We start from the raw sequence: 23,371 nt of genomic DNA, 5'->3' as shown, positions 1-23,371 counted from the left end.
CAGATTGCCTGTTTTAATCACTCTAAGGCTAATCTCGGCACTTGATGAACTGGCAGTTCAGGGAAAAATGAGAAAGTAGGGCGAGTGGTAGGGGAAGCCGAATTCACTGACCGAAAACACTGTCGCCCTGCGGTTCGCAGGCACTTCAACCGCTCTTGGGCCACGCAGCAACCGGTTTGGGGACCTGCAGGTGGTTTACTCAGGGCAAAATGGGAGACTCGCTCAGAGAAGCCAAGTCAGAAATCAAGCGTCGATAGTGCTTCGCCGGGAACCAGGTCCTTTTTGGGCCAAACTCGACGAATCGGGAAAATTGTCGACGGATGACACTCGTGAAAGGATTCGCCCTTCAATGGGAAGGGATCAAGGCACTCACGAGAACATCCTGACCCGTTTCCATCCACAGAAGTTCCTCTGGCGACTTTGCTGGCAGCCTGCTGAAAAACGGGACTGGCTCGAGCAGGAGACCTGAAAACACGACGGTTTCCAGTCGTCCTGCGTGGCGGTCCCGGTTTTTCAACGGACAGCTAGCTGTGGATAGCCCGACGATCAACAGCCATGGCGGCTTCTTTGACGGCTTCGGAAAGTGTGGGATGAGCATGGCAGCATCGCGCGATATCTTCGCTGCTGGCTCCGAATTCCATGGCGACAGCTGCTTCGTGGATAAGTTCACCGGCGTGAGCACCAATGATATGAACTCCAAGGACACGATCTGTTTCTGCGTCCGCCAGAACCTTGACAAAGCCATCCGTGTGACCGGCTGCCCGGGCGCGGCCATTGGCTGCAAAGTTAAATCGACCTAATTTGTATTTGATTCCGGCCGCTTTCAGAGCGTCCTCGTTTGCTCCGGTCGAGGCGATTTCCGGGTGAGTGTAGATAACCGCCGGAATATTTCCGTAGTTGATGTGGCCATGTCCGGTGGCCAGCTTTTCGGCGAACGCAACGCCCTCCTCTTCCGCTTTGTGAGCCAGCATTGCGCCGCCAATAACGTCGCCAATTGCATAGACGCCAGCGGCAGTCGTCTGGTAGTTCGCGTTCACCTGTATGAAGCCACGCTTATCAGTCTGGACACCAGCAATATCCAGGCCAAGTTTGTCGGTGCAGGGCCTGCGGCCCACTGCCACCAATACACGGTCACAAGTGACAGGCTCTGCGCCTTCCATTGTGATGGTGCATGACTTCTTTTTGGCTGTCACTCCCGTAACCTTTACGCCCAGCCGAAACGTCATGCCTTGCTTTTCGTAAAGTTTCCGGGCTTCTGCTGCAATTTGTTCATCAACTCCCGGCAGAATGCGTGGCAGGTATTCAAGCACGGTGACCTTTGCCCCGAGTCGCCGCCACACAGTTCCCAGTTCAAGGCCAATCACTCCCGCCCCAATAACAACCAGTTCCTTCGGAACTTCAGACCATGCCAGAGCCTCTGTACTGGTACCAATGCGATCGCCATCCGGCTCAATCCCCGGTAAAGATGACGAAACACTGCCTGTCGCGATCAAAATGTTCTTACCGGTGATGGTTTGTGGTGTTTCGCCGGAAATTTCAACGACACCGCTGCCTTTTAACTGTCCGTGCCCTGAAAAGCGTTCGATCCTGTTCTTCTTCAGCAATCCCTGAATACCAGTATCCAGGGTATTCACCACCGATTGTTTGTGCTCCATCATCCTGGGGACATCAACGTCAACGCTCTTCACTTTGAGGCCGCGGTCTGCGAATTCCTGCTGAGCACGTTCGTACATCTCACTTGTTTCGAGCAGCGCCTTGCTGGGAATACAACCGACTCTCAGACATGTTCCACCAAGCTGGCCTTCGCGTTCGACAATGGCCACTTTCATCTTCAGCTGCGATGCTCGGATGGCAGCAACATATCCCCCGGGACCGGCACCAATTACAATCAGGTCAAATTCTTCAGCCATTACTCGAGCCTTAAGTCTGCAACCGGGTGAAAACAGGACTGGTCAGGATACCCGGCAGCGGAAGGGGAAATCGCCAGGGACACAGAAAAAAAGGAAAGCCCGGCACTGCGGGATGCCGGGCGGAAATCTTAATCATTCAGATGCTGAAACGTGAACCATCGCTCCGGCAAATCAGACTTCCAGAACCAATCGTGTCGGATCCTCAATCATGTCTTTGACGTGCTTCAGGAATGAAACGGCTTCCCGACCATCCACAACGCGATGGTCATAGGTTAACGCGATGTACATCATTGGCCGGATCACCACTTCGCCATTGACAGCAACGGGGCGATCGAAGATGCCATGCATCCCCAGCACACCACTTTGTGGAGGATTGACAATCGGCGTGGACAACAACGAACCGTAGACCCCGCCATTTGTGATGGTGAATGTGCCACCTTCCAGTTCATCCAGTGACAACTGATTATTCTTCGCTTTGCGTGCAAACTCCACGATTGCCAGTTCGATGTCCGCAAAGCTCAGGTTTTCCGCATTTCGCAACACGGGAACAACAAGTCCCTTTCCACCACCTACGGCAATTCCAATGTCACAGTAGTTGTGGTGCACCAGATGCTTGCCTTCCATCTGAGCATTGATCTGAGGAAACGCCTGAAGACCGCTTACCACGGCTCGAACAAAGAACGACATGAAACCAAGCTTAATGCCATACTTCTTTTCGAACAGATCTTTGTAAGATTCGCGCAGTCGTTTTACGCTGGACATATCCACTTCGTTGAAAGTGGTCAGCAGGGCTGCAGTCTGTTGTGCACTGACGAGGCGCTGGGCAATCGTCTGTCGAATTGGACTGAGCGGAACAGTTTTTGTCTCACGAAGACCGACGGAAGTTGCAGGTCCACCCGACTGAATCTGGCGAACAACGTCTTCCTTCAGCACCCTGCCCCCCGGGCCCGTTCCCTGCACCGAACCCGCAGCCATTTTGTTCTCAGCCATCAGCCGTTCGGCTGCTGGCATGACGTGTCCACTGTCCTTGCCTCCTGAGGCATTCGACTGTTTCGATGGACTTGCCCCCGCAGCCGGGGCACTGGTAGACGGCGCGCTACCGGCCGCTGGCGCTGCCGATGGCTGAATATACCCAATGACATCACCCACATTGGCAGTTTCGCCCGCCTGTTTCAGAATCTTTGAAACGACGCCGGCCGTTGATGCGGGAACATCGAAAGTGGCTTTGTCAGTTTCAAGGCCAACGACATTTGCATCCAACTCCACAAACGTTCCCTCAGGCGCATACCATTCGCCGATGAAAACTTCAGAGATCGATTCGCCAACCGCTGGGACGCGGATTTCAACTTCTGGTTGTGAGTTGCTCATTGAACTGCAAATGCCTCTTTCAAAATGACCTGTTGTTCGATCTTGTGGCTGGTGCCGGAGCCCGTTGCCGGACTGGCAGACTCGGGACGACTCACCCCAATGTAAGAATACTTATTCAGCAATGTGTTTCCGAACCGGTAACGCAGAAAGCCCCAAGCCCCCATATTGGCTGGCTCTTCCTGTACCCAAACGATTTGAGCATCATCGGAGTACTGCGACAGAACCTCGTCCAGAGCAGTCTCGGGAAACGGGTACAGCTGTTCGAGTCGAATGATGGCGACGTCGTCGCGTTGCTGCTCGTCGCGATAGCCAGCCAAATCGTAGTACACTTTTCCCGAACAGATGAGTACGCGTTTGACTTTCGCCGGATCCGGGGCAAGGGGATCGGCCAGCACTTCGTGAAAGGAGCCACTCGTGAAATCAGAAACCGGAGACACTGCGTCCTTGTGACGAAGCAGGCTTTTCGGTGTCATCACGATAAGGGGTTTCTTCCATTTTCGGAGCGTTTGACGTCGCAGCAGATGGAAGTAGTTGGCCGGGGTCGTCGGATTGCAGATCTGCATGTTATCTTCAGCGGCTTGCTGCAGAAAACGCTCCAGCCGTGCACTCGAATGTTCCGGGCCCTGACCTTCAAAGCCGTGTGGCAACAGCATCACGAGGCCGCTCAGCCGTCGCCACTTGTCCTCCGCACTGCTGATAAACTGGTCAATAATCACCTGAGCGACATTCACGAAATCCCCGAATTGGGCCTCCCAGATTACGAGGCCGTACGGTGAATCAAGACTGTAGCCGTACTCAAAACCCAGCACCCCGGCCTCGGACAACGGACTGTTGTGAATCTCCACATACTCCGGTCGTTCTGCGAGAGATTGCAAACCAATCCAGACACGTCCATCCTTATTGTCATACAAGCCAGCATGTCGATGACTGAACGTGCCTCGGCGCACGTCCTGACCGCTGAACCGAAGGCGAACGCCCTCTCCGACAAGCGTCCCCAGGGCAGCCATTTCTGCAGCTCCCCAGTCGAACGATTTGCCACCTTCGGCCATTTCAATCCGTTGTTCGAGCATACGAACAAGACGTGGATGCGGGGTAAATCCGTCAGGAGGCGAATTCAGTGTCCGGACGACTCTCTGTAACTCAGAGAGCGAAACAGACGTGTCGACAACATCCGCCTTGCCGACCGGGCCACCGAAGAATTCCTTCCACACACCACCGCCGGTATCCTCCAGATACTGGTATTCGGTCTTCCGCGCTTCAGCCAGTTCGTCTTCAAGTAACTGAGCGCGACGAGCCACAATCTCGTCCGCCTCTTCGCTGGTCAATTCACGAAGCGACAGCAGGGACTTCAGATAGCGTTCAAATGCAGTTTCGCGACTGCGGATCACCTGGTACATCGTCGGCTGAGTGAAGGATGGTTCGTCCCCTTCGTTATGTCCACGACGGCGGAAACAGTACATGTCGATGATGACATCGCGATGAAACTTCGCCCGGAAATCCATCGCCAGCTGAACCACCTGTGCCACGGCTTCCGGATCTTCGCCGTTCACGTGGAAGATGGGAATCTGCAGCATACGGGCCACATCGGTTGCGTATGTGCACGAACGCGATTCCGAAGGTGACGTCGTAAAGCCAACCTGATTGTTCACGATAATGTGGACTGTTCCGCCGGTCTGGTATCCAGGCAATTCACTCAGGTTTAATGTTTCCTGAACGACCCCTTCTCCCGCAAATGCAGCGTCACCATGAATCAAAATGACGCAGCTGTTTCGGCGTTCAAAGTCGCCATCATGATCCTGCTTCGCACGCAGTCGCCCGAGTGCCACCGGATTCACAAATTCCAGATGGCTGGGATTAAAACACAACGTGAGATGGACATTCCTGCCCTCAGCCGTCTTCCAGTCGGAACTGTATCCCAGGTGATACTTCACATCACCACGCCCCATCTTCAATTCGGGATCACAGTCTTCGAATTCCCGAAAGATCTTCTTGGGATCCTTTCCCATGATGTTTGCCAGAACATTCAGCCGACCTCGATGGGCCATACCCATGACGATCAGTTCGATACCCTGACTGCCGGCACGCTCAATCGCCATGTCGAGCAGGGGAATCAGACTTTCCGCGCCTTCCAGCGAAAAGCTCTTGGCACCGACGTACTTCTTCTGGACAAATTCTTCGAACATGACGGCATCGCTGAGCCGCTTCAGGATCCGGACCTGTTCATCGCGCGTCAAACGTATGCGATTCGCGGTGCGTTCCATTCGATCCTGCAGCCACGCCCTGACCTGCAAACTGTCGATGTGCATGAACTGTGCACCAATTGAACGACAGTACGTTGTCTGTAACCACGCCAGCATTTCCCGCAGAGTTCGGCATTCCGGACCACCAAACCATTCCGTCGAGAACTCCATCTGCATGTGTTCGTCGCTGAATCCGTAGAATGACGGATCCAGTTCGGCCGGTCGGGGGCGCACATGATTCAGGGGATCAATCTGTGCGATGATGTGGCCTCGAACCCGGTAATTACGAATCAGCTGGTCAAGCCGTTCCTGAAGAATCGTCGTGTGCGAAGCCGTAGCGGGAGACGGGGAGGCTTTCGAACCCGTACCCGTAGCAATTGTCCGATGAAATACACTCTCGAAATGGAACGGAGCCTGGAGTGCCTCAACCGTCAGTTCTTCCTGCCCCGCGCTCAGCTCGTCGAAATAATCGCGCCAATCGGGCGAAACAGAATTCCGGTCCCGCAGGTAACTCGCGAACTGCTCCTCTGCAAAGTCCAGATTCTGCGTCCCCAGCTGAACGGTCGAACCGGATCTGAGATTCTGTCCATCCACGGAATTGCCCTGAGGCGAATTCGGCTGATCTGAAGAGTCCAGAAACTGTGGTGCGGATGTCGGAATTTGGGATGACATGGAATTATTTTTTTAAAGGCACACCTGAAGTAGCGGATTCTTGCCATTTTCAAATGCGGATCCGGCTCCGTTGGGTGTGCGGCTCTTTATCGAGCACCAGAGAGTGAGATCTGCATAATAAACCCGCGCGGAAGAATGGGAAGTTAACGCCGGTTTGACCGATTGTGGATTTCTGTTATTCCTCGACAAATTCGACTGCAACAATCTTCGAAAATGAAACATGGGCAGGACCCAATGAACCCACTCGACAATCAGTTAACCGCGACGATTGGCATTGTTACCGTCTCGGATCGGGCCAGTCAGGGTGTTTACGAGGATCGAGGCGGTCCAGCCATTCAGGCTTACCTCTCCAAAGTTCTTTCGACACCGTTCCACGCGATCTCTCGAATTATCGAAGATGACCGCACGAAGGTTGCACTCACTCTGAAGGAACTTGCAGACCAGCACAAATGCTGTCTTATTATTACGACAGGTGGCACAGGACCAGCAATTCGGGACGTAACTCCTGAAGCAACCGAGGATGTTTGTCAAAAACTTATGCCTGGATTCGGCGAACTCATGCGGAAGGTCTCGCTGGAAAAAGTCCCCACGGCCATCCTCAGCAGACAAACGGCAGGAATTCGGGGAAAAAGCCTCATCGTCAATCTGCCCGGCCAGCCCAAAGCCATTGCGGAATGCCTGGACGCTGTTTTTCCCGCAATACCCTATTGCATCGACCTGATCGGCGGCCCTTCCCTTCAGACCAATCCGGAAGTCCTGACCGCATTTCGCCCAAAACCAAAATAAAAGCCAGACTCCGACAAAGGGAACCTGGCTTCTTATCTGCATTTACAACCGTCTGCGGGCCATCCGCCTCGACCAGACTACTCTTCTGCTACGTAGGGCAGCAGGCCAATAAATCGTGCCCGCAGGACAGCGGTTCGCACAGCCCGTTGATAGAGTGCACTTGTGCCGGTGCGGCGACGCGGAACGATGCGACCTTCTCGATCAATCAAATTCCGAAGCGTTCGCAGGTCCTTGTAATCCACATAAACCGGACGTGGAACTTCACCTCCAACGGTGAACTGACAGCTCATCTTCTTTTTCTTCAGACGAGCACGGCGTTTGCGAAGCTTCTTCAGATCTGCGCGGGAAATCGTTGCCATGGAACTACTTACAACCTTTTCGAAACACAAAAGAAAGGGCCTCTGCCCCCGTTTAGCCCATTGGAATTGAACAGATCGTCAATCCCGACGGCCGCCCTATGGACTGGAAGATTCGATCCAGCGGGGAGAATTCGAGTCGCGTAGTGTAATTCGGCAAAAACGGTTCCACAACACAAACTCTCCTCCCCCGAAAGATTCCTGCTCAGGAAATTCTCATGAACCGGCTGCTTCAGGAACTCGATCGCCGCCTCATGGATGCAACTGTGCGTCCAAACCTGGTCGGCCTGCGACGGTTTCTTGTCGAATTCTGGTTCTTCGGGATCAAGGAAGCGCGAGCCTGCCTTTTCGTCGTGCTGTTCTTTGCTGCGGTTTTCGGTGTTCCACGAGAGGGAGTTCTGGGAATTGCACGTTACGATCTGCTGTTTCTGATCGCTCTGTCGATCCAGTTCTGGATGCTGCGGGCAAAGCTGGAAACGTGGGATGAGGTGAAGGCAATCACACTTTTCCACTTGATCGGTCTTGGCCTCGAGGTCTTTAAGACGTCGAGCCCCATCCGTTCATGGAGCTACCCTGACGCTGGTTACTTCAAATTCATGGGAGTGCCCCTGTTTTCGGGGTTCATGTACGCAGGTGTCGGCAGCTACCTCATTCAGGCCTGGAGGCTGTTCGACATTCGAATTCGCCATCACCCCCCTTACTGGATGGCCACCGCCGTCGCAGCGCTGATCTATCTGAATTTCTTCACTCACCATTTCATTCCTGACTATCGTTGGCAGATCGCCTTCTTCGCTATGGGACTCTACGCGCGGGCCACCTGCATTTTCCGCCCCCTTGATCGCGACCGCAAGATGCCGTTGCTACTGTCATTCGTGCTGATCGGATTCTTTGTCTGGCTTGCCGAAAACATCAGCACCTTCTTCAGCATCTGGTTGTATCCCAATCAGTTGGGCGGCTGGGCGGCCGTACACGTCGGAAAATGGACGTCATGGTCGCTGCTGGTCATTATGACTTTCACAATTGTCGCCCATCTAAAACACATCAAAGAATCCATCAACGTGCCCGATTGACAGATATCCGCGGCGATGCCCCGGTGATCCTCCGACGAGCTCATCATCAGCCGCGGCGAATCCACCATCCTGAATCAGGAATCGCAACAGATGGGAACTGCACACCTGTTGTGTTGTAGCCGGTGGCAGGACCGATGATTTGCGGGTTGCCAGCACGTGGTCCCGACGAATCCCGAACGAACAGCGAATCACCAGCAGACAGCATCATTCACGTCGAACGGAAACAACGACGATTTCATCGGGCCCGATTCGTCGATCGCTTGAACGTAAACCAGGCGTCCAGTCGTTCGATCGCGTGGTGCCGACGCAAATGATGCCACCGTCGGGACCTGCCGCACAGGCTCGCAGCATGTCTTCCCCGGTTCCGCCCATCAGCGTTGAATAGACAGGGGGTCCAAGCCTGTCCGTAAAAGCCGTAATAGTTGCGTCGCCACCGCCACTGTATGGATTGCGAAGCTTTGGTGCACCTCGATATTCGGACTGAATCGCATCCGGTGTTGTGGGGAAGTCAGATGAAAATGTAAAGCCTGTCAGCCAACCGTTCCCCTGTCGATCGATCACGATTCCCTCTCCCCCGTCGCGAGCACCACCGCCGAGATAAGTCGCCGCTTCGACTCGACTTCCGTCGGCTGAAACAATGGCGACGAAACGATCAGCCGTCATTCGCCAGGCACCCGTCAGAGCTCCATGATTGGACGTTTGAAATGCTCCGGGCGTCACTGGAAAGTCGGTGGATTGAGTGAAACCAATGATCCAGGCGCGGTTCTCCTGATCGACCGCCACCGCATGTTTACTGGTGCCTCCATCAATGTCGGAACCGCCGATATAAGTGGAGTACTCAAGCTCCCCGTCCGAAGAAAAGGCTGTCACAAAGCCGTCCATCGATCCCTTAAGCGTTGTCTGAAACGCGCCTGCAGTGACCGGAAAATCACTCGACTGAGTGGAACCGGCAACAATCAAACGATTGTTGCTGTCGACGGCCAGAGAAGTTGCGAGATCGACACCATTACCCGCCAGATAAGTACACCAAAGCACTCGTTGACCATCTCCGGAAATCTTCGCCACAAGACTTTCCCGTCCATCAATGGGCTTGCTGACAATCGCGTTGTCGGTGATGTAGGGGGAGGACGTCTTAAGTTCGATCATCGTCACATAAACGTCGCCATTGCGATCCAGGACCATGTCGCGAATGATGGATGGACCTGGAGTCCCGAAGTAAGTAGACCACTGCAGTTGAGCCCCATCCGGCGACAACTTGGCCACAAAACCATCCTGCTTTCCATATCCTCGATTCACAAGCTGGTTGTCTCCGGCAAACCTCGGCTGAAGCGTGCCAGGTGTCGTCGGAAATCCTTCACCAGCGCGGCCTGCAACGTAGATACTCTGGTCGTTGCCAATACGAATCGAATAGATTCGATCATAGTTTGGCCCACCCAGGAATGTTGACCAGAGAACAGTCCCTGTCGGCGACAACTTCGTGATAAACGCATCCATCTCGCCATTTGCCCCAAGCGATGTTCCGCCGCTGGCAAACCGTTCCTGGATCACACCGGATGTCGTCGGGAAGTCCTGCGATCGAGTTCCTCCGGCAACGTAGATGCATCCGCTTTGGTCCACAGCAACCGCCCGCGCGGTATCCTCCGGCCCGGCTCCGCCAAGCAGCCTCACGAATTGCAGTTCCGTCTCACCACCGTTCAAAGAACTGTGCAGCAGAACTCCAACAGTCGCGATACGGAAGAATTTTGTCGCTCGTAAAAAGATCCATTTGCAGCAACATGAAAAAGCCACGGCCAGGCCCCTGTAAGTAAAGTGAAGGCGTACGCAGGAATTGTGGATGCCTCGATACTTCGTCCATTCTCCAAAGACAATTTCACACGCTGCCGTTTCGGTCCCGTACAAAGCACCATGGCCCTCAGAACGCGACATTGGTCACCAGAAACCACAGACTCCTTTCGGGACAGGCCGTTCGTTCAGAACTAAGTTGCCACAGCGATCGCGACCGGCATCGTGAACAAATCAATTCGCTCACCCTTCGTGATCGTGAAACCCGCATCCTGCAGGTAAGACTCCAGAGGAATCGGCTGGCAATCGACGATATGCGGGAAATGGTTGTGCATCCAGATATACGTCCGTTCCAGAATGCTTTCACTTTTCCCGGGCTCGACCGTCGCCATGCTCACGACGCCAAGCCGACCACCTGGCCGTAACACACGCCGACATTCAGCCAACACATGTGGGATGGTTTCCAGGGCAAACAGTTCAAGCGTGAAGCTCATGGAAATCACATCGAACGGCCCGAGGTTTGGAGGAATCGGAGGTACGGTTGCGACGTTCAGATCGACCCGATGTTCAAGCTTTGCGTCGGCCACCCGCTGTGCTGCCACGTCACGCATTCCTGTGGAGATATCAATTCCAGTCACATGCCCTTCATCGCCGACCAAATCAGCCAGAGCAATCAGTGAATGGCCGGTGCCAAAACCGATCTCCAAAACGGATTCGCCTTTTCTGACATCCAGAAGGTCAAGTCCTTTCTCGCGGGCAACATGCTCTCCACCATCGGCGATCAAATCATACGCGTGACTGATGCGATCATAGAACTTTCTGGCTGAGCTTTCGGTCATGGCTTTGTCACTCTAATTCGAAGCGGATGGTGCAGGTACAAGCTGTCGTTTTGTCCGACGTACGATGCGAGGGTAGATCAGTTCGAACAGCAGCGAACCAACCATCATCGCGACAAAGACCCAAAGGGCCGTCGGATCAGTTTGGTAAGTATTGCTGAGTAACGCAACGAGTGCGGCAAAGCATGACAGGGTCGCCAATGCGGGAATGAAACGGTTGCCACTGACTTCAGTGGCCAGACGAAATGCAGCTGCATTCACGGCAGCAAAAATCAACAAGAAGCCAGCGCTGCCCATGATGGCAATTGCCTGAAGGTCAACACCGTTTGCAAGCAGCAATGACAGCCCCGTCGTCAACAGTACTCCGGCCAGCGGGCGACTCCACACTTTGCGTTCAAGCATCTCCGGTAACTCACCGTCCCGGGCAATAGCAAAGCCAAGCCTGGCATTACCATAAATGGTTGCATTGATGGCAGAAAAAGTCGCGAGCAGTGCCGACACCGCCACCAGTACAAATCCCGCATGCCCCAACGCAGGCCTGGCTGCTGCCGCCAGCGCGTAGTCTTTCGCATTTGAGATTGTCGACTCACTCACAGACCCCACTGTCACGACAGCAACCAGCACGTACAACAGTACAACAAAAGTCACACAGCCAAAATATGCTCGCGGTAGAGTGTACGCTGGTTGGCGAACGTCTGCAGCCGCATTTGCAATCAGTTCGAACCCTTCGTAAGCCACGAAAATCACCATTCCGGCCACAAACATTGAAAGTGGGTCAGACCACGTGGACACCTGAAGCCTGTCGAGCTGAACGTGCGGTGCACCCGCAACGATGACAATGGCCAGCAGGATCAGTTTCACCACTACCACAACGGTTTCCGACTTACTGACAATGGCAGAATTCAGAAGATTAATCAAAGCCGGAAGGATGATGGCGGCACTGACGAAGGCGTGCTTCCATACAGAAGTGGCATTCGGAAAAAATGTCATCGCGTATGAACCAAATGCCGACGCATACAGCGCTATTGTGACCAGGTAGCTTAACCACAAGGACACATTAAGCGTGCCGGTCAGCACATTGACGCCGAATGCCTGATCGAGAAACACAAGCGTGCCACCTGAAGCAGGATACCGGACGGACAACTTCGCATAGGAGTACGAAGTCAGGAGCGCGATCAGGCCAGCCAGCCCAAAAGCAATCGGCGTGCCTCCCCCCGCCAGACCAACAGCAGTTCCCAGGACAGCAAATATTCCTCCACCAACCATGCCGCCCACTCCAATGGCGGCCGCCCCGAGAATCCCAATCCCGGATGAGTCTGTTGATTGATTCGAGTCTGGCGACATCATTGGCGTTCGTCACTTGCAGGCAAGACCGCTGAACTGCGGTTCGTAACCGGTGTTTCAGTTGATTGTTGAAGCTCAAAACTCGTCAACCCGCTGACTGAACACATTCGACACGGCCATGGCAGCCTGTTGAAAAATGCGACTGGCTCAAGCAGGAGACACCAAAAAACAACGGTTGACAGCCATCCCGCGTGTGCCTGTCCTGATTTTTCAACGAACAGTTGAGCAGAGAATCTGGATGTTCTTGTTAGAACTGATGACTCAGATGCCTCCGATGGTGACGTGACAATGTCTACTATTGAAGGATTTCCTTCAACTCACTGGATGGGTTGCAGCGCGACGCGACGTCGCTGGGCAGAGCGGCTATCGCAGTACCCAGACAACGCTAACAGTCAGGATGCCCAACACAACAACGATCGCGACGACGCAGCCAATCGGCGCTCGGGAACGTTCCGCGCCCACCACAGCACTATACCGAATAAGTCGTTCGAGTTTCTCATCGTTTCCGGGGTGTCCGCAGTCACAAGAGCCAATGTCCTCGTATCGCAACTGAAGGCATTTCGGGCAACGACCGCAACAGTCACAGTAGGGCAAGTCACAATCGAGACACTGGTTAACCTCCGTCGCCCGTATCTTGCCGCAGTTGAGACATCGCCCACAACCTGGACAAACAGGCCGCGTCGGGGCAACGATGGCGTCACAGCCGGGGCATCGAATCCAGGGCAACTCGTTCATGCACTCGGCCCGTTCCACGTAAAGGTTACAAGATCCTGATTTCGGAGATCTGCGCGCCGTCCGGCAGATCTTTAACCTGTCGGTGCACCTGGCCGTGAATACTGATGTGAACGCTGACGTCGGCGACTTCGACATTCTCGATGTCGTCATCTCCACCCAGGACGAGTAATTGTTTGTGACTGTAGACTTGTCCCGGCCCCAGCTTCATCCCGGCATTACGAAACTGCCCAATTCGTGATGGAAACATGTGGTCTGAAACGAACTGACTGTTCCGAAGCAACGACTGAAATGAGGCCCCGTCGTCAGCAACGACCCGAATATCGCCTCCGACAGTGTCCACAAAGTAGACAGCACCAGACTCGCCTTGTGCAAACGCATCGCCCATCGCGGTGAGCAGAACCGGACGCAGTGGCTCAGGCATTACCCATGTCCAATCCGATAGAAGCGAATCCATATCAATGCCCTTTGGGCTGATAGTCAGGTCGTTCATTGTGATCGGCATCAGTACCTCCAGACGCACGCTTTCCGATTTTTTGTGGGAGCGGGTGAACAACGACTCCGGCTGACCTGCTTGTGAAATGTTCGATCGCCCCGCAACCGTACGACGAGCGAACATCGAACACGCCGGATTTTACGCACATGGAGCCTCGGACAGGAAGCCCTGAAAGGCGTTCCACTCCAATGCCGTCGGAGCTCCGGAAGTCATAGCAAACAGATCACACACCGACCGCAGGTTCAATCATCCTGCCAAGCAGATACCGAACCAGCCGCAGCAGCCCCGTTCTTTCCGCATTCGCCAACTGGCAATTTATTGTTCAGCGTGAACGAAGCTTACCATATTGATCGCTCTGCCACATTTCGCCATTGTCTGCGTTGATCGCAGTCAGCCAGCCACCGTGAACGCAGTTGGTGTCGATGCATTTCACATGACCAAGATCCAGAATCTCTCCCGATTTCTGAGCCGTGTGGCCGGTAATTACTGTTTTCCCGGAACAATGTGGTCGACTGTTTTCGTTGGTGACTCGCCAGCGAAGTGCCAGACCCGGTTGCCCGGCCATTGGCTGATCGTCGATATATCCGGCGTGAACGAAGATATGACGTTCGGATTCAAAATACTGGACGGAGCCACGAAGGAACTCCAGATGATCGGCCGGAATATTCTCTGGTCGATCGCATCCGTATGCACGAAGCGTGTCAGTGCCGCCGTTTCGCAACCAGCGAGCCAGTTTGTCGGTATCATCGAGTGCATCCAACAGCAACTCTTCGTGATTGCCTCGAACGAAAACGAAGGCACATTGCTTTGAAAGCGAGAGCAGCGAATCGATCACCGCCCGAGAGTGAGTTCCTCGATCGATCGCATCGCCAAGTTGAATGATCGTGTCACATTGCGTCGGACAGATCGCTTCCAGTACAGAGTTCAGAGCGGACGCGCAGCCGTGGATGTCACCGATTGCAATGGTGCGGTCAGTCAATGCATTCCCCAGCAAAAAAATCATGAAAGCCTTGCGCCGATAAGGCAGGCAGGTTTACTCGCAGTCTGATCGGACGGGGCATTACCCCGCAAACGGGCAGCATATGCTGCTATTATTCAGGATGAACACAAAACGGCCAAAAGGATTTTCGCATGGGCCCCGGGCCAGTTTAAGACGTTTGCCAGCATGTGCGAAGAGACCGACACCAACCGCACTGCCCGCGACGGCCCTGCCACTTCACCACCGACCAGAGGATGGCATCGAATTTGTATAGCTCATCAAATACAAAAAAACTGACATCCTTATCTCCATATTCTGGGCGTGGGTCGGCTGCCTGACCGATCCGTGCGGCGAACTCGACCAGCCCGACTTCATCGCAAACCTGGACGGCAAATCGATGGTCGAAGATCAAACGCTGGACTGATCGAGATGAAACCCTCGAACTGGCGAGATTCACAACGATGAATCACCTTCCGACCGTCCATGTGCCGATTCCCAACGTACGAGCCGAACGATCACTGCTGAAGTTCGGCCAGCCGATCTTCAAAATCTGTAGCGAAAGCCAATATAGCCGTCGCTGTTCCAGTGACAAAGCCTTGCAATGCTGACAGGAATCGACAGGTGCATCAGCGTCTTCTTCCACGCATGGATAGAGTAAGACCTCGCAGCAGAAACAACAACAGTGTTACCAGGCCGGACGCCGCGAAGAACCGAGTGAAGCCACCTTGTATGGTTCGGGTCCACGGAGGCCAGTCCCGCCTCAACTCTGGCTCAATGAGAGGAACTTCCAATCGACCAACAGAATGTGAAACTCACCCGTGAATACAAAACGGCTTCTTAGTCGACCAAGGTAACCCGAGCCATGAACCTTTGATTTCAGGAATTGCTCAAGTTGAACACCCTGCTCGCCGCTCTATGTGGAGGGTTTGTTCATCACGAGATCGAACTCACGGTAGTCTCGGCAATCAGGTAACCATCGTCGGTCCGTATCGCGAACAGCGTGCACAAAGAGTTGCCCTGCCCCGTACGCTTGATAAATGCACTGTGCCTGCCAGAACGAATGCTCATGATTTCCGATTCGGCGATCGAAAACTTCACGGGCTGTATCAAGGAATACTCTTGCCCAAAATTTTTGCTCTTCGATGTCTGGGAAGTCATCTTCGATCTGAATACCTCGTCCAGGCCAAAACTCCGATTCCTGCAATTGACTCATGCGATCGACGTAGCGATCCTCGACGGAACCAGTCGTAGTCGCGCGACCCACCTGAATTACGAAGTCGATCAACCTCGAAAACTGCATATTGTTTGTCAGAACCTCCAGGTCCTTGTACGCAATTTGAGAAGCCATCGGATTAGGTAAATGCGGGATATCACCGAATTGGGCTCGGCGAGATGATTTGCAGATTTCAACACCAAGCCCAATTCCGGTGCATTCGATTGTTGATTGAGGACCACTACCAGGCTGCGAGAACCTGATGGTCCAGATGCGATTCTACATGCGCCGACTGTCGGCATGGAAGCCCTGAAAGGGATTCCTTTGACTCCCCAAGTTTAACTTAAACCGATTTGCATAATGCCCGACGAGATCGTCGGAGGTATGCCAGCGTTGCTGCAGGATATGCGAAAGCAGATTCGAATCCGGTATTATGCATCTTGCACGGAAGCGGAGGCCCGGATTTCGCGACAAGAATTGGCATGTCGGTCGCAGGTCAAATGAGACATCCGGAACTGCAGTGTTCCTGTAGATCTGTAATTCTTCAGGCGTGAATTCCGGACGACGAGCTCATTCAATCGTGCCCCTTCCTCTGTTCCATGCCGCCGTGTCAAGAGCGTTCTGTAACCGCAAGCCAGTGACTCAACCTGAACTCCGGTCAATCGTCGAGTGCTCACGGATCGGCTGCGTGCTGAAATCGCCATCGATGCCGGAGGTGAGCTCCACAACAGTGGCAGCCGACCTGACGGCTCATTGCAGCATGGACAGCATCCTGCCACCATACACCACCACAATTTGATCCAGAAATTCCCGGAGTACTCCATCAATGCGGTCAAGCAAGCTCCTGAAGAAGCTCATTTCCGGCTTTGTGTTCGCGGTTTTCGCAGCCATCACAGGTACCGGTCTTTCCATCGGTCAGGAACGAATTCCGCACGCTCAGGACAAGCCGCCCGGCCCTGCTCTTTCTCCGGAAGAAGCCATTGCCAGAATGACCGTCCCGGATGGCTTTACCGTCGAACTGATTGCCAGTGAACCCGAATTGGTGAATCCCGTTGCCATGACATTCGATGAACGGGGCCGTGTCTGGGTAACCGAATCACTGGAATATCCACGAATGTCTGCGGGCGAAGGGCGAGACCGGATTCGCATTCTGGAAGACACGGACCACGATGGACGCATGGACAAGTTCACGACATTTGCCGAAGGGCTGAACATACCCTCCGGCATTGCCGTGGGATATGGCGGTGTTTGGGTTGCGAACTCGCCCGACATCCTTTTCCTCGAAGATACTGATGGGGACGACAAAGCGGACAGGAAAACTGTGGTGGTCACTGGCTTCGGCCGATTCGATACGCACGAGCTGCCAAATTCTCTGACCTGGGGGCCGGATGGTTGGCTTTACGGTTTGAACGGGGTCTTCAATCGCAGTGTTGTGCAGGATCCCGTCACCGGACAGACGTTTGATTTCACCTGTGCTTTATTCCGCATCAACCCCAGAACGCATGAATTCAATTTGTTTGCAGAAGGCACCAGCAATCCCTGGGGCATTGCGTGGAATCCGGTCGGCGATCCGTTCCTGAGTGCTTGTGTGATCGATCATTTGTGGCATCTGACAGAAACCGGCTACTACCATCGTCAGGGAGGACCGTATCCGCCATTCACATGGAAGGCCGAATCGATTGTTAGTCACAAGCACCAGAAGGCTGCTTACTGCGGGATCACATACTTCGATAGTGACGCCTATCCAAAGGAATATCGTGATCGGCTGATGATGGGAAATATCCACGGAAACTGCATCAACGTGGACATCCTGCACGAGCGAGATTCCACATATCAGGCATCTCCGGCTGAAGACTTTCTTTCAGCTCACGACGCCTGGTTCATGCCTGTCGTGCAAAAGACCGGGCCTGATGGCTGCCTGTGGGTCCTGGACTGGTACGATCGCTATCACTGCTATCAGGATGCTCGTCGCGATCCGGATGGCATCGACCGCCTGAAGGGACGTTTATATCGCATCCGCTTTCGGGACACACCTCGAGCTGGTGCATTTGATCTCCGCAAAGAATCAAACGCCAGGCTCATCGAAAGACTTCACCAGGCCAATGTGCACTTTCGTGAAATTGCTCAACGACTGCTATCCGAACGTGACCAGCCAGAGGCAAATACATTGCTGGAACAGCTGGTGCTGGACGATGCCAGACCGTTCAAGACTCGCATGCATGCCTTGTGGGCTCGACTGGGAGCCAGGCCGCTTTCCAGAGAATTCCTGAAATCTTTGCTGGCATGCCAGAACGCCGATGTTCGCGCATGGGGAATTCGAGCCGCCGGGAATCAGCGAATCAATGACCCCGAAGTGGCACAGCTTGTTGCTGCCCTGCGTTATGACCAGCATCCGCGTGTGCGCCTGCAGGTGGCAATCGCCGCAGGAAAGATTGAACACGTGCCAACAGTGTCAACTCTTGTTGACGTGCTGGCCCAGGCGGGCAAAGACCCGCTGGTGCCGCGCATTGTCTGGCAGAATCTGCATCCGCTGCTGGAATCGCAAACAGAGGAATTCACCACTTCGATCGCCTCACTGGAAAGCGACAAACCGGCGGCAGTCATCGAAATCCTCCCGCGAGTCGCGGACCGTCTGCTCGCGGCGGAAAAACCAGACACAGCAGCAATCACACAGCTCGTCTCTCTTCTGCTCACAACGTCGTCGGCTGCGGAATCTGCGGATCGCGCTCTCCAGATACTGACGCAGAGAATTCGGAGTGGAGAGCTCTCAGGAGATTCACTCGATACTGTCCGACAAACGCTCTCCGGCGGCTTAACGCGGCATTTTGGTACTCCACTTGCGGACCCATTGACAGTCAGCTCACTCGAACTGGCAACATCAGCAGGAATCTCCGAAGCCAAATCCCGGGCTGCAGCATTACTGGATGGACATTCGGTTGATGGTCCGCAGATTCGCTTGCTGAATGCCCTGATTACCGCAGGAGATCGATCAGCCCTGCCTATTGCCGCTTCCATGCTGTCGTCAGGCGGACACAGTTACGGACTGCGTCGAACAGCTCAGGCAATCGGTCGGATACCAACGTTCGATGCGGTCACAGTTCTTCTGGAGCAACTGAATACTCTGCCGGAAGACGTTCAGCCCGCTGTCATCGAAGCACTTACAGATCGCACCGACGCGGCCATCGCACTGATGACGGCCGTTGCGGACGGGAAAGTCGTTGCGTCCACCATCAACGCCAACCAGGCCAGAAAGATGCTGAGCCTGAAAGAGGAGCGTTTAACGGACCTGATCAATCGGCACTGGGGCATCGTACGATCTCAGCGTGATCCGGCACGGGCCAGATTGATAAGCCAAATGAGAAATACGCTCCGAACCTCAGCTGGGAATCCTGTTGCCGGTCAGGCAGTCTTCAGGAAAGTTTGCGCTCAGTGTCACAAAATATACGGCGAAGGCGCCGACGTTGGGCCAGATATAACCCGCAATGGCCGAGCCTCTTTTGAACAGCTTTTATCAAATGTGTTCGACCCCAGTCTCGTGATTGGTTCGTCGTATCAGGCGCTGACCGTTGTGACAAACGAAGGACGTGTCGTCACCGGACTTCCGATTGAAGACAGCCCCCAGCGAGTTACGCTGAAGGTTCAGGGAGACAAAATGGAAGTCATCGCTCGCAGCGACATCGACGAAGTCGTTCGTAGTGAACTTTCATTGATGCCGGAGGGATTAGAGAAACAACTTAAACCCGAAGAACTGATCGATCTTTTTGCTTACCTCACCTTAACCGGACCGCCGGATGACCCGAATGCCAGGCCTCTGCCGGGAGCGAGAATTGAAGAACAAAGCTCGAACAACCCGCCGGAATTCACCGCGCTGGTTGCGGATATTCTGCCAGGCTTCGCCACTGAAAAATCCGGTGTCGATGGCGTCGCGGTCTTATCCAATTACAACGGCCGACCAGCACTCAGAACGCACCCGGTTTCTCGCAATGAACCCTGCAGACTCCACGGTTCTATGACTGTCCCTGACAGCAGGAAACCCGTCCTGCGAGTCTCCATCGCAGCCGATCATCGGGGTGACTGGCAACTGGTCGTTCGAATCAACGGCACAGACAAACTCGCGTCCATCATACGATCTCCGTCAGCAATGAACCGGTGGAAGGATATCGAAATTGATCTCTCGGAGTATCGAGGGCAAACCGTACGCATCGAACTGCTCAATAAAGCCAATGACTGGTCTTACGAATTCGGCTACTGGAATGCAGTAGAGATGCTGGCTGAATAGCCAAAGCAAAAGATGCTGTGAATTCGCAGCAAACAAGAACGGTACGCTCACCGGGTTCCACGAGACACACCGATCACGGACACTTCGGGGAAATGCAGGAATGCACCGGCACCTATCGGCGAAACAGACTCAACAGACCGGATCGACTGGAAGACATCGATGAACGCCCGGTGGAACGACGAAAGAAATTCGCAGATCGGGACCTGAGTTGATATCGAGCCGCAATGGTGCTGCCATCCATAACTTTCGGCTGCACCTGGGACGAAGCGACGGCCGCACCCAACGCGACGGCAATCAAACATCCCGGGACAAACATTCTTCGTAAAAAGGACACGGCTAACACCGCCTTTCTGTCGTCGGCTGAGGACTTGGTGACCGGAGCCCGGTCGACTCTCCTCAATTCTGAAAAGGCGTGTACCCAGAGTCACGAAAAGAACCCGTCGTGACGGGCAGAACTGCAAAATGTGCTGGCAGTCAGACAGTATCTGAGCAACAGTCTGTTCGGTTGCATGGCGGCATCTGGACGAAAACCCTGCCGTCCGGATCCACCGAACTACAGGACGATTTCTGTTCGCAGCCCCACCACCAACGCATCTCTGATATTTCCGGAGGGCGAGGCGATGTACTGGATATCCGGCTGAATCACAGCGAACGGAGTGAGGGTGGCCTGGTAGAAGAGTTCGACGGCCGTTTCTGACCGTAAGGATGAGTCGCTGAAGCGGACAGAGGAAAATCCCAGACCGAGCTCATCATCATCCCGCCCCGAAAACAAACCTCGATAAACCAACCCCCCTCCCCAGTGTTGCCTTACCGAATTCAATTCGGCAGGGGCATAACCAAATTGGGCGAATCCACCGAACCCCTGCGCATCCGCTCCTTCGCTCCAGAGCATCTGATCGTAACCGATGTAGATCCCATGGTTCCCTGATTCAAACTGACCCGTGTTTGTGTTCTCAAATCTCCCCGTGTGAAACCAGACACCGGTACGGATAGAAGCCGGAAGTTCTTCATCAACGCCGAACCGGGGAGTCAGGAGCAGCTCCGCGATCGCAAACGCACCGTTATCTCCGATGGTGCTTAATGCCCATCGACCACCACTCTGATACCCCACGCTGGGTGAACCATCATAGAGCCCGAACTTAAACTGCACGAGATCACCGGGACTGGCAAACAGAGCGAGTCCGAAACCCGGATTGGGCCAGGTGGGCAACGGAACCGTCGGTATCAGCCCCAGTGAAGTATTGATGAAACTGCCACCTAGCTCCACGTAGGCAAAATCTGCGTTTGCATCCTGCTTGCCTAATTTCACGGCAACTGCCCCGTCCAGAAACTCGTGCTCATACCAGTACTCCGTAATCTGAAACACGTTGTCGGGGCGCGGAGAACCATCGATGTTGCTGTAAAACTGGTAATCACCAGTATCAGTTCCCGCAAGCGTTCGGCCGTGAAGAGAACTGCCATAGACAAAGAAATGACCATGTTCCCAAAGTCCAAGCTGTTCACTGTGGCCAGTCAGAACGATGTCCAGATTGCCACGATATCGTGTGGCATCATTCACATTTAAACCGCCACGAGTATTCGAGAAGATCTCCCCGGTATAGATGCACTCCGCCTGGATCGGCCCCGGATTGTGCCATTCTTCAGGAAACAAAGTTGCAGGCCAGTCCGAGCCTTCACCGCACGTTCCTTCGGCTGCCAAAGCTGAATCATTGCTGCGACAACAATTCATCTGACGTGTGCTGGAGTATTCGAGCCCTTCGATGCTGTCGAACAGCAAGCCTCTGCCCGGACAACCAGGTACCGGAATCATCGATCGACCGACCTCCTGTGCAATGACAGAAGTCGAAAGAACCGATGAGACGAACACATTGCATAACAAAACAAAACGCCGGATGATCTCTGGGTACCCGCGGGGAGCCTTCAGCGGCCCCAACAATCTGTCCATGGGCAAAAGAACGTGCCACAGCAGTGAACTCCATTTCATGACTCTGACACCCTGAAGGGACCGCTCAGAGTGAAAACCCGATCGACGGTGCTGGCGAACCGCATGATGTTTGATTCTCCGGGTCATCTTGCTGGTGAGGATTACGATACTATTGCCTGAAGCGCAATCCCGTTCATCGGCGCTGATCTTCTCGGCAGGCAGAAATTCCCCGGCAGCGGCCGGTCAATCGGGTTAACACCCGTTGCTGTTAGTCACATTATGGCAATTATGTACGGATTCTGATGGAAAACCCGCATCTGCAACCGTCTCCGGATCGCGTTACAAGAGACTACTCGTGGGCATGTTTTCTGCCCGTCGCCAGCTGCCAGCTGCCAGCTGCTTCGGAGACAAAGCCAAAACGGACTGCGCATGTCTCAAACGATTGAGGGCCGGCACTGGAAGCTATATCGAATCCGCAGCCGTGGCAGGAAACACTCTCAATACGACCCATCGGTCAACGCCATCAAGATCGGTCAACGCCATCAAGAAGGTCCTCTGCCCCCGGAGCAGGAGCCTCCTCTGTCTGATTGCGCATTCTGTCTGATTGCGCATTCAGCGAAAAATCCGGCGAGACTTCCTGCCAGCTGTAACGCGTGCTGCAGTCATGACTATTCCGTCGGTTGCAAAGGCGCTCAGATTCAGCCTGAGCGAAGCATCAATCCAGCAGCTCGACATCTGCTTCATCAATCAGCACCGAAGCGCCCTGCTGCATGAATCGCACGACAACCGTCAGCCGGTGCTGATCATTGACTTTTGTTACGATACCTCTGGCACCTGCCATGGCACCTGTCTTCAGGACAGCCTGACGCCCGACGACAGGCTTGGGTTCCGGACGCAGATCTTCGCCTTCCCGGCTGAGAATCCGAATTCGCCGCAGATCCTCAAACAATTGCTCAGGCTCAGTCACGTCAAGACAACGAGAGATGCAACCTGTGCAAACAGCTTCGTATCGGTCAGCGTCCGTGCCGCGAACGAAAACGTAACCCGTAAACAGCGGCAGAAAACTGGTTCGAATTCTGCCGGATGGGGACCGTTTCCGGGACGGAGCTAAAGGCAGGTAGTGTGAGACCTTCTTTTGGCGCAACTGGCGCACCAATTCCTTCTCGCGGCGCGCCAGGGTGTACATTGCGAACCAGTTTTGATCCGGATCCAGCTGAAATTTGCCATCCAGCAGATCATCTGGAAAAACTTCCGGCTCCTTCGAAAGGATCGGCATGGTCTTGAATTCCTGTTTCCATCAAACGTTTCGCGCAGTCTGATTTACGGCCCTTGAAATCAACAGTTGCCGCGGTTGAGTTGATGACGCATACTTCGGCACCATTCG

The 23,371-nt window shown here is 54.1% G+C and carries 16 protein-coding genes; 4 read left to right on the top strand and 12 right to left on the bottom strand.

What is annotated here, in order from left to right; genetic code table 11:
• Positions 1–524: 524 nt before the first annotated feature.
• The 3 genes from lpdA to R3C20_07905 form a co-directional block, all read right to left on the bottom strand.
• Positions 525–1,910 (bottom strand): dihydrolipoyl dehydrogenase, encoded by a 1,386-nt coding sequence (gene lpdA, locus R3C20_07915; protein MEZ6040417.1) that lies wholly within the window; start codon positions 1,908–1,910, stop codon positions 525–527.
• A 171-nt stretch (positions 1,911–2,081) separates the two neighbouring features.
• Entirely contained in the window at positions 2,082–3,278 is a 1,197-nt protein-coding gene (odhB, locus tag R3C20_07910) for a 2-oxoglutarate dehydrogenase complex dihydrolipoyllysine-residue succinyltransferase (GenBank protein MEZ6040416.1), read from the bottom strand.
• On the bottom strand, positions 3,275–6,190 hold the full coding sequence (locus R3C20_07905) for a 2-oxoglutarate dehydrogenase E1 component (GenBank protein ID MEZ6040415.1): 2,916 nt from the start codon (positions 6,188–6,190) through the stop codon (positions 3,275–3,277). The genes odhB and R3C20_07905 overlap by 4 nt, the downstream gene beginning before the upstream one ends.
• A 234-nt stretch (positions 6,191–6,424) precedes the next feature.
• Between R3C20_07905 and mog the strand changes: the two genes are divergently transcribed.
• A complete protein-coding gene (gene mog, locus R3C20_07900) occupies positions 6,425–6,976 on the top strand; it encodes a molybdopterin adenylyltransferase (protein ID MEZ6040414.1) in 552 nt (183 codons plus the stop codon).
• A 77-nt stretch (positions 6,977–7,053) separates the two neighbouring features.
• Here mog and rpsR read toward each other — a convergent pair whose 3' ends face one another.
• Positions 7,054–7,335, bottom strand: coding sequence for a 30S ribosomal protein S18 (rpsR, locus tag R3C20_07895; GenBank protein MEZ6040413.1), 282 nt, complete (start codon positions 7,333–7,335; stop codon positions 7,054–7,056).
• A 215-nt stretch (positions 7,336–7,550) separates the two neighbouring features.
• Between rpsR and R3C20_07890 the strand changes: the two genes are divergently transcribed.
• Positions 7,551–8,402, top strand: coding sequence for a DUF817 domain-containing protein (locus R3C20_07890; GenBank protein MEZ6040412.1), 852 nt, complete (start codon positions 7,551–7,553; stop codon positions 8,400–8,402).
• A gap of 204 nt (positions 8,403–8,606) precedes the next feature.
• Here the strand turns inward: R3C20_07890 and R3C20_07885 are convergent, their stop codons facing one another.
• The 3 genes from R3C20_07885 to R3C20_07875 are packed head-to-tail and all read right to left on the bottom strand — an operon-like array spanning position 8,607 to position 12,364.
• On the bottom strand, positions 8,607–10,328 hold the full coding sequence (locus tag R3C20_07885; protein MEZ6040411.1) for an SBBP repeat-containing protein: 1,722 nt from the start codon (positions 10,326–10,328) through the stop codon (positions 8,607–8,609).
• A 50-nt stretch (positions 10,329–10,378) separates the two neighbouring features.
• On the bottom strand, positions 10,379–11,023 hold the full coding sequence (locus R3C20_07880) for a methyltransferase domain-containing protein (GenBank protein ID MEZ6040410.1): 645 nt from the start codon (positions 11,021–11,023) through the stop codon (positions 10,379–10,381).
• A gap of 12 nt (positions 11,024–11,035) precedes the next feature.
• Positions 11,036–12,364: an APC family permease gene (locus R3C20_07875; GenBank protein ID MEZ6040409.1), complete on the bottom strand. Its 1,329-nt coding sequence runs from the start codon at positions 12,362–12,364 to the stop codon at positions 11,036–11,038.
• Positions 12,365–12,652: 288 nt separating this feature from the next.
• On the opposite strand from R3C20_07875, the gene R3C20_07870 reads away from it, so the two are divergent.
• The gene (locus R3C20_07870; protein ID MEZ6040408.1) at positions 12,653–13,138 is read left to right on the top strand and encodes a hypothetical protein; all 486 of its coding nucleotides are present in this window, start codon (positions 12,653–12,655) and stop codon (positions 13,136–13,138) included.
• Here the strand turns inward: R3C20_07870 and R3C20_07865 are convergent.
• The 3 genes from R3C20_07865 to R3C20_07855 all read right to left on the bottom strand — a co-directional run bounded on the left by R3C20_07865 (position 13,125) and on the right by R3C20_07855 (position 15,919).
• The gene (locus R3C20_07865; GenBank protein ID MEZ6040407.1) at positions 13,125–13,601 is read right to left on the bottom strand and encodes a DUF1851 domain-containing protein; all 477 of its coding nucleotides are present in this window, start codon (positions 13,599–13,601) and stop codon (positions 13,125–13,127) included. The genes R3C20_07870 and R3C20_07865 overlap by 14 nt on opposite strands.
• 313 nt (positions 13,602–13,914) lie before the next feature.
• Complete coding sequence (locus R3C20_07860) at positions 13,915–14,595, bottom strand: metallophosphoesterase (protein MEZ6040406.1); 681 nt, start codon at positions 14,593–14,595, stop codon at positions 13,915–13,917.
• Between the two features lie 889 nt (positions 14,596–15,484).
• Positions 15,485–15,919 (bottom strand): hypothetical protein, encoded by a 435-nt coding sequence (locus tag R3C20_07855; protein MEZ6040405.1) that lies wholly within the window; start codon positions 15,917–15,919, stop codon positions 15,485–15,487.
• A 691-nt stretch (positions 15,920–16,610) separates the two neighbouring features.
• Here R3C20_07855 and R3C20_07850 point away from each other — a divergent pair.
• Complete coding sequence (locus R3C20_07850; GenBank protein MEZ6040404.1) at positions 16,611–20,063, top strand: HEAT repeat domain-containing protein; 3,453 nt, start codon at positions 16,611–16,613, stop codon at positions 20,061–20,063.
• Positions 20,064–20,616: 553 nt separating this feature from the next.
• Here R3C20_07850 and R3C20_07845 read toward each other — a convergent pair.
• On the bottom strand, positions 20,617–22,047 hold the full coding sequence (locus tag R3C20_07845; protein ID MEZ6040403.1) for a carbohydrate porin: 1,431 nt from the start codon (positions 22,045–22,047) through the stop codon (positions 20,617–20,619).
• A 655-nt stretch (positions 22,048–22,702) separates the two neighbouring features.
• Positions 22,703–23,263: a transcription termination/antitermination NusG family protein gene (locus R3C20_07840; GenBank protein ID MEZ6040402.1), complete on the bottom strand. Its 561-nt coding sequence runs from the start codon at positions 23,261–23,263 to the stop codon at positions 22,703–22,705.
• Positions 23,264–23,371: the final 108 nt, after the last annotated feature.

The organism is Planctomycetaceae bacterium (assembly GCA_041398825.1).
Lineage (GTDB): Bacteria > Planctomycetota > Planctomycetia > Planctomycetales > Planctomycetaceae > F1-80-MAGs062.
The sequence above is the reverse complement of the archived record's forward strand: the minus strand, read 5'-3'. Positions and strand labels throughout refer to the sequence as shown.